This window comes from Caulobacter vibrioides, from assembly GCF_002858865.1.
GTDB classification, from domain to species: domain Bacteria; phylum Pseudomonadota; class Alphaproteobacteria; order Caulobacterales; family Caulobacteraceae; genus Caulobacter; species Caulobacter vibrioides.
The window spans coordinates 21,315-32,938 of record NZ_PJRR01000022.1 but is presented as its reverse complement, the minus strand read 5'-3'; the positions used below and the strand labels follow the sequence as shown (position 1 = coordinate 32,938).

The window sequence follows — 11,624 nt, the reverse complement described above, 5'->3', positions numbered from 1 at the left end:
GAGGAACAGCAAGCCGCCGGGGCGGCTCCAAACCTAGAACTGCGCCTGGATCAGCTGGCCGCCACGCTCGATGGTGACGCTCCAGCGGCCGGCGCGGCCGGCGATGGCCGAAGCGAGGTCAGCCACCGTGTTGATCTGGCGACCATTGACGCTGCGCACGAAGTCGCCGGGTCGCATCCAGTTACCGGCGTAACCCGGGCCGATCTTGGTCACCAGCGCACCGCGCCCGGCGAACGGATCCACGCCCAAGTCCTGGGCGACGGCCGGCGACAGGTTCATCACCGTCGCGCCGTTGAACGGGTTGTTGCCGCTCAGCGTGCGCTCATCGCGAGCCGGCGTCTCCGGTGCGGCGTCGGCGCGGACCGTGATGGTCAGTTCGCGGTCGCCGCGACGGATCTGCATCGGCACGCGGTCGCCGACCTTGTGGGTTCCGATCGCAAAGGCGCCGCCGCCTTCGTCGTTCACCGGCTGGCCGTCAATCGACAGGATCACGTCGCCTTCCTTCAGGCCCGCGCGCTCGGCCGACGAGCCCGGATAGACCTGGGCCACCAGCACGCCGCGCGGGGCGGTCATGCCCAGGCTCTTGGCGATTTCGCCGGTGACGGCCTGACCCTTCACGCCCAACCAGGGGCGCACGATGCTGTGCCCGCCGCCCAGCGCGGCGTTGACCACCTGGCGCACAACGCGGGATGGGATAGCGAAGCCGACGCCCGACGATGAACCCGAGCGCGAGATGATGAAGGTGTTGATGCCGACCAGATCACCGTCCATGTCGACCAGCGGACCGCCGGAATTGCCCGGATTGATCGCCGCATCAGTCTGGATGTAGCTGCCGAAGTCCGCCGCGCCGACGTCGGTGCGCGCCAGGGCCGAGACGATGCCGTTGGTGACGGTCTGACCCACGCCGAACGGATTGCCCATGGCCAGCACCAGATCACCGACCTCCAGCTGCTCCTGGTCGTCGATGGCCATGACCGGCAGCTTCTCGCCCTTGGTGTCGATCTTCAGCACCGCGAGGTCCGCGCGTGGATCATCCAGCAGCACCACGGCCGGGAACTCGCGGCGGTCGGCCAGCTGGATGGTGATGTCGCTCATCCCGTTGATGTTGTGGTGATTGGTGATGATCACGCCGTCGGCGCGGACGATCGCGCCTGAACCCAGCGAGCTTTGCACCTGCGAGCCGGCCTGCCCGCCACCCATGAAGAAGTCCCAGAACGGATCGACGCGACGCTGGACCAGGCGGCGGCTGGCGACATTGACCACGGCCGGCGCGGCCTTCTTCACCACGGGCGAGAACGACTGTTTCATCGAGGCCGCGTCGGCCGGAACGCGACGGGTCGGCTGAGGCATGTCCGGGATCGACTGGGCGTTCGACGGGCCGGCCGGGTTCGAGCAGGCGGTCAGCAGGACGAAGACGGGCAGCAGGGCGCGAAGCTTGCGCATGTTGGTCACGAAGGACTCCTAGCGGTTCGCCGAAACCTCAGCCCAGCTTTCGGGCGAGTCTAAGGCGACGAAAGGTCGAGGTTTGGCCATGCCCAAAACCGTCAAGCCGGCTGGGGTTCCGGCGCTGGGGCGGGCTTGGCCTTGGCATAAGCTAGGAGGGTCGCCGCCAGCATCAAGACCGCTGCGATCAGGATCGGCAGGCCCGGCAGGTGCAGCGTCGCGTCATGGCGGACCGCGAAGGCGAACGGGATCAGGAACAGCGGCGGGCCGATGATCGAAGCGATGCCCATCATCGCCGCATTGGCGCCTTGCAGTTGGCCCTGCTCGTTCGGACCGACCCGGCGCGTCATCAGCCCCTGGAGGCCGGGCTGGATCAAGCCGGAGAAGGCGAAGATCGGCAGACCGGCCAGGTACAGCAAGCTCGTCGGCGCCAAGGCGTAGATCGAAAAGCCCAGGAAGCCTGCAAACAGCCCGATCAGCAGCACGCCGCGCTCACCCAACCGCTTCACCGCAGGACCGACGACGAACGCCTGGATCAGGATGCTGGCGATCCCGCTGGCCATCAGGGTCAGGCCGATCGTCTGAGGGCTCCAGCCATAGCGGAAGCCCATGTAAAGCACGAAGACGCTGGGCAGCACATTGTGCGCCAGCTGGAACAGGAAGCCCACGCCCGCCAGACCCATCAGGCCCGGATGGTGACGCAGCAGTTGCAGCGAGCCGATCGGATTGGCCTTCTTCCAGTCGAAGCGCGGCTGGCGACGCTCGGGCGGCAGCGACTCCGGCAGCACGAAGAAGCCGTACAGCCAGTTGGTCAGGGCCAGGGCTGCGCAGACCAGGAACGGCGCGCGGTGGTCGAACTCCCAGAGCCACCCGCCCAGCGCCGGGCCGAAGGTGAAGCCGATCCCGAACGCCGCGCCCATCAGACCAAAGCCCTTGGCCCGGTTCTCCGGCGTGGTGACATCGGCCACATAGGCGCTGGCGGTCGAGAAACTGGCCGCCGTCATGCCGTTGAAGATCCGGCCGATGAACAGCCACCAGAGGTTCGGCGCAAAGGCCATGAACAGAAAGTCGATGCCGAGACCAAAGATCGAGGTCAGGATCACCGGCCGTCGGCCGAAGCGGTCGGACAGCAAGCCCAGGATCGGCGAGCAGATGAACTGCATCACGCCCCAGGTGGTGGCGAACAGCACGTTCCAGTCGGCCGCCGCGGCCGTGTCGCCGCCGCCGAACGCCTTCACCAGGTTCGGCAGAACCGGGATCATCACGCCGAGCGACAGCACATCCAGGATGGCGGTGACGAAGATGAAGCCCAGGGCGGCCTGACGCCGTCCGCCCGTGATCGTCGTGTTCATGACAGCCCCTCGTCGCCCGCCCCTAGGTGGACGCTGTTGGCCCGCGCCGCAAGCCCGGCCAGAAGGTTGCGCCACCATTCCCCATGTCGGGCCAGGAAAGCCGCATTGGGAAAGCCATGACGCGCCACGTGCGGCGCAGGCACGCTGTCCCAGCCGCGATGCTCGACCGTGACGCGGGTCCCCTCGCCCACCGCTTCGAAACGGACCTCGACCTCGGTGTTCATGTCCGGGGTGAAGGCGGCCTGACGCCAGCCGAACACCAGTCGCGCGCCGCGCTCCCAGACGCTGACGACGCCGACCTCGAACACCTTGCCATTGGGCAGACGCTCCACCAGCCGGCCATCCTCGAAGGCCATCACGCCCGGCGAGCGCGGCGTGAAGGCGAACAGCCCATTGGGCCGCCACCAGACGGCGATGTCATCGACGAAGGCGTCGAACACGACCTCGGGCGAGGCGGCGATGCGAAGAGACACAACAATTCGAGAGCTCACCGCGCCTTGCTCTCCACATGCGCCTTCAGCGCCGAAAGCTGATCGACCCAGTGCTCCTCGGCGGCCTCCAGCCAGGCCTTAAGCTCGGCCATCGGCCCGGGCCGCAGGCGATACACCCGCACCCGGGCGTCGAACTCGGGATGGCTCTCTTCAACAAGGCCCGACTGACGCAGAGCGCGCAGGTGTCGGCTCATGGCCGGAGCGGTCAGGCCCAGGCTCTCGGCCAGCTCGCCGGCCCGGCGCGGCCGCTCACGCAGCAGATCGACCGCGCGCCGACGATGCGGATCGGCCAGGGCCGCCAGGGTGCGGTCCAGGGCCTCGCTCACCCCTTGGCGACCGTAATCTTGAGGCCGCTGCGCCTTTCCATCTCCTCGACGGAGACTGTCTCCACATCGGCCGAGACGGTCCAGAGATGACCTTCCAGGTCGCGACAACGATAGGTGCGCGCGCCGTAGAACTGGGTCGCCGGCGGCTCGACGATCTCAGCCCCGGCGGCGGCGGCTGTCTGACAATGGGCGTCGACGTCGCCTTCGATATAGATGTGGATCGTCTGGGTGGTCTTGCCGCCGATCGAGGCGGGGCTGGCGTGGGCAGGGCTCCACTCGCCGCCGATCATCACGCGGGAGGCGCCATGGCTCATCTCCGCATGGGCGACGCTGGCGTCCTCGCCCTCGATCAGGAACACCAGTTCAAAGCCAAAGGCCGCTTCCAGCCAGGCCAGCGCCGCCTTGGGATCGCGATAGGTGACGGCCGAAATCAGGCCCGCGGGATTGGACATGCGCCATTCCTTCTCAGTCGGTGAAATATTTAACGCACATCGAAACTAATTTCGCAACCCCACCGGATCGTCAGCGGTAATCCTCCAGGATCATCGCCGCGCCCTTCTCGGCGATCATGACAGTCGGCGCGTTGGTGTTGCCCGAGGTGATGGTCGGCATCGCCGAGGCGTCGATGACACGCAGACCCTCGACGCCACGCACGCGCAGCCGCGCGTCCAGCACCGCCAGGGGATCACCATCCGCGCCCATGGCCGCCGTACCGACCGGGTGGAAGATCGTCGTCGCCAGCGCCTTCGCGGCGGCAAGCAGCGCCGCGTCGCCGTCCACCTCCGGACCGGGCCGGAACGCCTCCGGCGCATAGGCCACCAAGGCCGCCTGCCCCATGATCCGCCGCGCCCACTTCAGGGACTCGACGGCCACGCGGCGGTCCTCCTCGGTCGCCAAGTAGTTGGGATCGATCCTTGGCGAGTGCTCCAGGCCCGGCCCGGAGAGGGAGACCGCGCCCCGGCTGCTTGGACGCAGGTTACAGACACTGGCGGTCACCGCGCCGAACCGGTGCAGCCCCTCCCCCCAGCGGTCCAGGCTGAGCGGTTGGAAATGGAACTCCAGATTGGCGCTTTCGTACTCAGGCCCCGAGCGGCAGAACATCCCCAACTGCGACGGCGCCATGGTCAGCGGACCCGAGCGTCGGAGCAGATAGTCCAACCCCATGCCTGCCCGGCGGAAGAGGTTGGCGTAGTCGGTGTTCAGCGTCCTCACGCCGCTGACCTTGAACACAGGTCGGATCTGCAAATGGTCCTGCAGATTGGCCCCGACGCCTGGCAGATCGTGAACCATCGCCACACCGGCGCGTGACAGGGTCTCGCCGCGCCCGATCCCCGAGCGCTGCAGGATCACGGGCGAACCGATCGCGCCGGCCGCCAGGATCAACTCACCCGACACGCTGGCGGTCACCGCCGCTCCACCCCGACGCCCACGCAGGCCCCGCACCCGCTTGCCGTCGATAATGAGCCGCTCGACCTCAACGCCCTTCACCAGCCGCAGGTTGGGACGCGACAGGACGGGCTTCAGAAAGGCCGTGGCTGTGCTCCAGCGGCGCCCGGCGCGCTGGTTGACCTGGAAGTATGACGAGCCCGCGTTGTCGCCGCCGTTGAAGTCGTCGACCTGGGCGATACCGGCCTGCTCGCCCGCGCGACGGATGGCGTCCAGCACATCCCAGCGCACGCGCGGGTGCTCGACGCGGTACTCGCCGCCGGCCCGATGATGCTCGCCGCGCGGGTCGATGTGGTCTTCGTGCTTCAGAAAGTAAGGCAGCACGTCCGACCAGCCCCACCCGACCAAGCCGCGCTGGCGCCAGCCGTCATAGTCCCGAGCCTGGCCACGCATATAGATCATGGCGTTGATCGCCGATGAGCCGCCGATCACCTTGCCGCGCGGATAGGCCAGAACCCGTCCGTCCAGCCCCGCCTGCGGCGTGGTCTCCAGCATCCAGTCGGCGCGGGGATTGCCGATCGCGAACAGGTAGCCGACCGGGACGTGAAACCAGATCCAGTTGTCGTCGCCCCCCGCCTCCAGCAGCAGCACCCGCCGCCGTGGATCAGCCGACAGGCGATTGGCCAGCAGACATCCCGCAGAGCCGGCGCCGACCACGATGTAGTCGTAGTCGCCCAGATGAATCGCTTCGTCGCCCACGCTTGACCGTCCTCCCGGGGCGAGACTGCCGTCCGCCGGGCCGCCTGGAAAGCGACTTGCGGTCCGCCCCTATCGAAGCGCCTCGCGCACGACCTTCAGCGAGCCGTCGGTCTTCTCGGGACGAACCCCCGTCACCTTGGCCAGCAGCGCATAGACATCCACATTGTCGAACGTCGGCAGAGCGACACCCGACTTGAACGAAGGGCCGTGGGCGACGAACACCGCCTGCATGGTCGGGTCATAGGGGTCGAAGCCATGCGCCCCGCCGTCCTTGCCGTCCCATTCGCTCGGCTTCTGCCTCGCCGCCTCGGTGGTGGTGTACCAGCCGGTTTCCGACAGGCAGACGATCGCGGGAACCCGCGAGTTTCGACCGTAGTGGAAGCGCGCCGGGATCCGGTTCTTTTTCCAGCAGGTCATGTGCGGCAGGGGCTTGGAGAGGAACGCCGCCTCGACCGCCTTTCGCTCGCCGGGCATGGGCGAGAACGCGGTGACCGCGCCGGTGGTGACCAGCCGGATCTTCGAGACGTCGACAAGGTCGTCCAGCACCACGCGATTGGCGGCCGGTAGCGGCGCCATGCCATGGTCGGCGACGATGACGATGTCGGTGCTCTCAAAGCGTCCCCGCGCTTTCAGCCCCGCGACCAGCCGCCCCAGCGCAGCGTCCACCGAGGCGGCGGCCGCGCGCACCTCGGGAGACTCCGGGCCATAGTGGTGACCCTGGGTGTCGACGATGTCGAAATAGAGGGTCGAGAAGGCGATCGGCGGACCATCGGCGCTGTCCAGCCAGTTCAGCACCTGATCGACCCGCGCATCGCCCGGCATGGTCTGGTCGAACTTGACCCAGCGCGAGGGCCGCACCCCGTCGATCTCGACCTCCGAGCCCGGCCAGAACATGGCTGCGGCGCGCTTGCCCTGCTGCTCCACCGAGACCCAGAACGGCTTGGCCTGGCTCCACCACGCCGGATCCAGGCTCCGCATGGTGAATTTCTCGGCCGAGACGCTGGGGTCGACCATGGTGTTGGCCACGATGCCGTTGCGGTCCGGGCGCTTGCCGGTGATCAGCGTGTAGTGATTGGGAAAGGTCACCGACGGGAACGAGGGTCGCATGGCCGCCCGGGCGCCGTTCTCGGCCAGGGCCTTCATCACCGGGGTGTCGCCACGATCCAGATAGTCGGCGCGGAAGCCGTCGATCGACACCAGGATGGTCAGGTGCGGCGCCTTTTCCCGCGCCGCCGCCCCGTCGGCGGCGATCATCAGACCCAAGGCCAGAACCAGGGACAGCAGGCGGCGCAGGATCATCTTCGGGCTCGACTTGGAACGACGGTTCCAGCGGTCATCCATGGCCCAGATTGCAGGCGTATGACGACCGGCGGTCTCCGAGGCATGACACCCTCTTAACTTGGCGTGGGCGGGCGCGCTCGCCATAGTCTTCGCGTCGAGTCGACTCAGGTCGGCGTCCGGAACCGCTCCATGTCGATCGCCCTGGAGGCTGTGGGCCTCACCAAGACGTATGGGGCGGTGCGCGCCCTCGACGACTTCTCCATCGCCATCCCCGCCGGCGGCGTGTTCGGGATCCTGGGTCCCAACGGCGCCGGCAAGAGCACGTTGTTCCGGATCGCCCTGGGTCTGGTGCGGCCCACCAGCGGTTCGGCTCGTCTGTTCGGCGCCGCGCCCGGCGACATCACCGCCCTGCGCAAGGTCGGGGCCATGATCGAGACCCCGCGCTATCCGCCGTATCTGACGGCGCGCGACACCCTGAAGATGCTGGCCCTGGAAAGCGGCAAGGCCGACGCCGACATCGGCGGCTGGCTGGAGCGGGTCAGCCTGACCCACGCCGCCGACCGCGCCACCAGCGGCTTCTCGGTCGGTATGAAGCAGCGCCTGGGCCTGGCCGCCGCCTTCCTGACCAAGCCCGAGCTCGTCATCCTGGACGAACCGACCAGCGGCATGGACCCGGCCGGTATCCAGGAGATCCGCGCCCTGATCATCGACCTGGCCAAGATCGAAGGCGTCACCGTCATCCTGGCCAGCCACCAGCTGGACGAGGTCAAGCGCGTCTGCGACCGCGTCGCCATCCTCTCGCGCGGCAAGGTCGTGGCCGAAGGCGGCGTGGCTGAACTCACCGCCGGCGAGGCGCGCCTGCGCCTGACCCTGACCTCTCCCCTCGCCCCAGCGCTGGCGGTGCTTGGCGATCGCGGCGAGGCCGATGGGCCCGACGCTGTTCTGGCCGACATCCCCCGCGCCGAGGCCCCCGCGCTCATCCGCGCCCTGGTCGAGGCCGGCGTCGAGATCGTCGAAGCCCGCTGGCGCGAGGTCGACCTCGAAGGCGTCTATCTGAAATCCCTGGGCCAGACGCCGACGGCCGCCACCGCCGAAGGAGCCGCCTGATGCTCGCCGACGCCATCGCCGCCGAACGCTTCCGCCTGCTGCGCGACCGCGCGGCTGTCTTCTGGGGTTTCTGCTTCGCGCCGCTGGTGGGCTTTGCGCTCAGCATCGGCGGGGACCTGTTCCTGCGCTTTGTGATCAAGAAGCCGATCCCCGGCCTGACCATCGGCCTGATCGACCAGGTGCTGAAGGCGCTGTCGAACGGCGCCTCGACCTTCGGCGCGCTGTTCCTGATGATCGGCGCGGCGGCCATCCTCGCCGGCGACTATCGCTGGGAGACCTGGCGGCTTCTGACCCCGCGCAACACCCGCCAGAACCTCTTGCTGGCCAAGCTGATCGTGGTCGGCGAGGCGGTGTTCTGGAGTCTGCTGCTGACGGCGATCCTGTCGGTCTTCGCCGGGGTGATCGGGGCCGGGATCAACGGAAAGGCCCTGACGGTGTCGATGGCGGGCCGCAACCTGTTCGACGTGATCGGCGTGCTGGCCATCACCTGGCTGGAGGCCATGACCCTGGCGGCGCTGGCCGCCTGTGTCGGCGTGCTGTCGCGCTCGACCATGGGCGTTGTGATCGCGTGTCTTGGCTTCCGCTTCGTCCAGACCATCCTGGCCAGTTCGCTGCAGATGATGGAGCAGAACGAGGCGCCGAGCTGGAAGCTGCTGGCCCTCCCCGTCTTCGACGCCGACCTGCTGCGCGCGGCGCTGCTGGCGCCGGACCAGGTGGGCGCGGCCGGCGGCTCGGCGGGGGTGGCGCTGGTTGTGCTGCTGGCCTGGGTCGCGGCGCTGACGGCCGGGGCGGTGTGGCTGTTCCGACGGCAGGATCTGACGAAGGAGTGAGGGCCCCGGGCCTGGTGGAAGTGGACCTAGTCTGGCTCCACATTGGACGCTGAGCCCCCATCCCTCCCCATTCACCGGCGGAGGGGCGCGTTTCATCACCCTCACGCGATCACTCGCTGAAGTCGTGGAAAGGGCTGCGGAGCGCCGGGCGACGCCCGGATTTTGAGTGTTGAATACCGTTTCGACGAAGCCGCAACGCTCCGCGCAGCCGTTATCCGCCAGCCTCCCGTCAGGTGGCCCTGTTCAGGCCTTACCGGGACCTGGGCTCCTCGGTTTCCCGAGGCTCCCAGCGGTCGGAGAGGACGAGCCAATACAGGCTAAGACACATCCCTTTATCCCCAACCACGCCGACGGCGGGCGGGTCTGGCCAGCAACCAGATCCCCGGACCGCTCGAGTATCCCCCTCGAACCTGTCCCCGCTCGACCGCCCCCCGCCGCCGCAAATGGTCGCTGGCCATGCGCCCCTTCCTCGCGACGAGGTGGGATCAGTATGGGGGCGGTTTCGTGGGCGATGCGTCGATTTTGGATCGACCCGTTGTTGAGAGGACTAACGCGTTGATTATGTTGGGCCTGGGGAGCGACGCCGCTCGTAGCGCATCGGGTATTGGGGCGCAAAGCGCTTACGCTTTGCAGCGGACGTCGCCGATGTCGGTGAAGGGTGGAAGCGGCCACAAGGAATCCCTCTCTCATGGAGAGAGGGAGGGGCCCGCGCCGCAGGCGTGGGAGCGTGAGTGGGTCGGCGAAGCCCGTAAACGATTCTGACGCTGTGCTGATCTATGTGCCGGCACGCCGGCTGACGGCGTAACCACTCACCCTCCCAAGCTTCGCTTGGGCCCCTCCCTCTCTCTAAGAGAGAGGGTTTTGCGCGACATCATCTCAGGGCCGAAAGCCGTCTCCAGCCTCCCGCAAGAAACCGGACACGCCCGGCGACAGGTCGCCGCCCAAACGAAAAAGGCCCCGGATCGCTCCGGGGCCTTCTTGCTCAGCTTGCGCTGAAATCTCTTAGTCTTCGGCGTCGTTGACGTAGACCGGACCCGAGTCCTTGCCCTTTTCCGAGACGTCGCGATCGACGAACTCGATGACGGCCATCGGGGCGTTGTCGCCATAGCGGAAGCCGGCCTTCAGGACGCGGATGTAGCCGCCCTGACGCTCCTTGTAGCGCGGGCCGAGAACCGCGAAGAGCTTGCCGACTTGTTCAACGTCGCGAACCGAGCTGATGGCCTGACGACGGGCGTGCAGGTCGCCGCGCTTGGCCAGGGTGACCAGCTTTTCGACGATCGGACGCAGTTCCTTGGCCTTGGGCAGGGTGGTGACGATCTGCTCGTGCTTGATCAGCGAGGCCGACATGTTGGCGAACATGGCGGTGCGGTGAGCCGAGGTGCGGCCGAGTTTACGGTGAGCCTTACCGTGACGCATTTTGTATCTCCTGGGCGATCAGCCCGAACGGCGCAAAACCAGTGAGCGCCTGATTGTCACCAATCCTGGTCCGTCCCGACCGGGTCAGAGCGAAGCGCCGGGGCCCTCGACCGCGTTTGCGGCTTCAAAAGGCCCAGGCCGCCCTCCGAAAAAGGCGGCCCGGATTAAGCGCGTTAGGCTTTGAAGTCTTAGATTTGGTCTTCGAACTTCTTGGCCAGGTCTTCGATGTTCTCCGGCGGCCAGTTCGGCACGTCCATGCCGAGGTGCAGACCCATGCCGGCGAGCACTTCCTTGATCTCGTTCAGCGACTTGCGGCCGAAGTTCGGGGTGCGGAGCATCTCGGCTTCGGTCTTCTGGATCAGGTCGCCGATATAGACGATGTTGTCGTTCTTCAGGCAGTTGGCCGAACGGACCGACAGTTCCAGCTCGTCGACCTTCTTCAGCAGGGCCGGGTTGAACGGCAGTTCCGGCTTGGACTCGTCGGCCGACTTGGCCTTCGGTTCCTCGAAGGTGATGAAGATCTGCAGTTGGTCCTGCAGGATCCGGGCGGCGTAGGCCACGGCGTCCACCGGAGTGACGGCGCCGTTGGTTTCCACTTCCAGGATCAGCTTGTCGTAGTCCAGCGACTGACCCTGACGGGTCGGCTCGACGCGGTAGGCGACGCGCTTGACCGGCGAGTAGAGAGCGTCGACGGCGATGAGGCCGATCGGCGCGTCTTCCGGACGGTTGCGGTCGGCCGGGACGTAGCCCTTGCCGTTATTGACCGTGAACTCCATGCGCACCGAAGCGCCGTCGTCCAGCGTGCAGAGCACGTGGTCGGGGTTCAGGATTTCGATGTCGGCCGGGGTTTCGATCTGACCAGCGGTCACCGGGCCGGGGCCCGTGGCGCGCAGGGTCATGCGCTTCGGACCTTCGGCGTGCATGCGCACGGCCAGTTGCTTGATGTTCAGAACGATGTCGACGACGTCTTCACGGACGCCTTCGAGCGAGGAGAATTCGTGCACCACGCCATCGATTTGGATGGCGGTGACGGCGGCGCCTTGCAGCGACGAGAGGAGAACGCGACGCAGAGCGTTGCCGAGCGTCACGCCGAAGCCGCGCTCGAGCGGTTCGGCGACGATACGGGCCTTGCGAGTCGCATCGGCGCCGGTTTCGATTTGCGGCTTCTCAGGACGGATCAGCTCGTTCCAGTTTCTTTCGATCACGTGGTCGGGTCCCTTGAACGCGGCTCGC

At 67.2% G+C, this 11,624-nt stretch carries 12 protein-coding genes; 3 read left to right on the top strand and 9 right to left on the bottom strand.

Translation table 11 applies throughout. The annotated features are described in order from the left end of the window. Positions 1-33: 33 nt before the first annotated feature. From CVUC_RS18250 to CVUC_RS18220, 7 genes are all read right to left on the bottom strand, one after another. The gene (locus tag CVUC_RS18250; RefSeq protein ID WP_096032940.1) at positions 34-1,452 is read right to left on the bottom strand and encodes a DegQ family serine endoprotease; all 1,419 of its coding nucleotides are present in this window, start codon (positions 1,450-1,452) and stop codon (positions 34-36) included. Between the two features lie 92 nt (positions 1,453-1,544). Then, entirely contained in the window at positions 1,545-2,795 is a 1,251-nt protein-coding gene (locus CVUC_RS18245; protein ID WP_024265690.1) for a TCR/Tet family MFS transporter, read from the bottom strand. Next, positions 2,792-3,286: an SRPBCC domain-containing protein gene (locus CVUC_RS18240; RefSeq protein ID WP_096032939.1), complete on the bottom strand. Its 495-nt coding sequence runs from the start codon at positions 3,284-3,286 to the stop codon at positions 2,792-2,794. The genes CVUC_RS18245 and CVUC_RS18240 overlap by 4 nt, the downstream gene beginning before the upstream one ends. After that, positions 3,283-3,612: an ArsR/SmtB family transcription factor gene (locus CVUC_RS18235; protein WP_010919159.1), complete on the bottom strand. Its 330-nt coding sequence runs from the start codon at positions 3,610-3,612 to the stop codon at positions 3,283-3,285. Before CVUC_RS18235 ends, CVUC_RS18240 begins: the two co-directional genes overlap by 4 nt. Further along, the gene (locus tag CVUC_RS18230) at positions 3,609-4,064 is read right to left on the bottom strand and encodes a VOC family protein (RefSeq protein WP_096032938.1); all 456 of its coding nucleotides are present in this window, start codon (positions 4,062-4,064) and stop codon (positions 3,609-3,611) included. Before CVUC_RS18230 ends, CVUC_RS18235 begins: the two co-directional genes overlap by 4 nt. Before the next feature lie 70 nt (positions 4,065-4,134). Then, a complete protein-coding gene (locus tag CVUC_RS18225) occupies positions 4,135-5,757 on the bottom strand; it encodes a GMC family oxidoreductase (RefSeq protein WP_096032937.1) in 1,623 nt (540 codons plus the stop codon). Between the two features lie 69 nt (positions 5,758-5,826). Further along, positions 5,827-7,056 (bottom strand): ectonucleotide pyrophosphatase/phosphodiesterase, encoded by a 1,230-nt coding sequence (locus tag CVUC_RS18220; protein ID WP_096034748.1) that lies wholly within the window; start codon positions 7,054-7,056, stop codon positions 5,827-5,829. Positions 7,057-7,227: 171 nt separating this feature from the next. Here CVUC_RS18220 and CVUC_RS18215 point away from each other — a divergent pair, with 171 nt between their 5' ends. From CVUC_RS18215 to CVUC_RS20895, 3 genes are all read left to right on the top strand, one after another. After that, positions 7,228-8,145 (top strand): ABC transporter ATP-binding protein, encoded by a 918-nt coding sequence (locus tag CVUC_RS18215; protein ID WP_024265688.1) that lies wholly within the window; start codon positions 7,228-7,230, stop codon positions 8,143-8,145. Then, complete coding sequence (locus CVUC_RS18210; protein WP_096032936.1) at positions 8,145-8,975, top strand: ABC transporter permease subunit; 831 nt, start codon at positions 8,145-8,147, stop codon at positions 8,973-8,975. Before CVUC_RS18215 ends, CVUC_RS18210 begins: the two co-directional genes overlap by 1 nt. Positions 8,976-9,141: 166 nt before the next feature. After that, positions 9,142-9,534, top strand: a complete 393-nt coding sequence (locus CVUC_RS20895) for a hypothetical protein (RefSeq protein ID WP_101685858.1) — start codon at positions 9,142-9,144, stop codon at positions 9,532-9,534. A 443-nt stretch (positions 9,535-9,977) separates the two neighbouring features. On the opposite strand, the gene rplQ is transcribed toward CVUC_RS20895, so the two are convergent. Next, complete coding sequence (gene rplQ / locus CVUC_RS18200) at positions 9,978-10,391, bottom strand: 50S ribosomal protein L17 (protein ID WP_010919152.1); 414 nt, start codon at positions 10,389-10,391, stop codon at positions 9,978-9,980. A 188-nt stretch (positions 10,392-10,579) separates the two neighbouring features. Continuing rightward, positions 10,580-11,596 carry a DNA-directed RNA polymerase subunit alpha gene (locus tag CVUC_RS18195; protein WP_010919151.1) on the bottom strand — a complete coding sequence of 339 codons (1,017 nt, stop codon included), beginning with the start codon at positions 11,594-11,596 and terminating at the stop codon, positions 10,580-10,582. Between the last annotated feature and the right edge of the window lie 28 nt (positions 11,597-11,624).

Bases quoted from the DNA above. Each gene is read 5' to 3' on its own strand.
- CVUC_RS18230 (WP_096032938.1), bottom strand. From the start codon at position 4,064: ATGTCCAATCCCGCGGGCCTGATTTCGGCCGTCACCTATCGCGATCCC.
- CVUC_RS18210 (WP_096032936.1), top strand. From the start codon at position 8,145: ATGCTCGCCGACGCCATCGCCGCCGAACGCTTCCGCCTGCTGCGCGAC.
- CVUC_RS18220 (WP_096034748.1), bottom strand. From the start codon at position 7,056: ATGATCCTGCGCCGCCTGCTGTCCCTGGTTCTGGCCTTGGGTCTGATG.
- CVUC_RS18245 (WP_024265690.1), bottom strand. From the start codon at position 2,795: ATGAACACGACGATCACGGGCGGACGGCGTCAGGCCGCCCTGGGCTTC.
- CVUC_RS18215 (WP_024265688.1), top strand. From the start codon at position 7,228: ATGTCGATCGCCCTGGAGGCTGTGGGCCTCACCAAGACGTATGGGGCG.
- rplQ (WP_010919152.1), bottom strand. From the start codon at position 10,391: ATGCGTCACGGTAAGGCTCACCGTAAACTCGGCCGCACCTCGGCTCAC.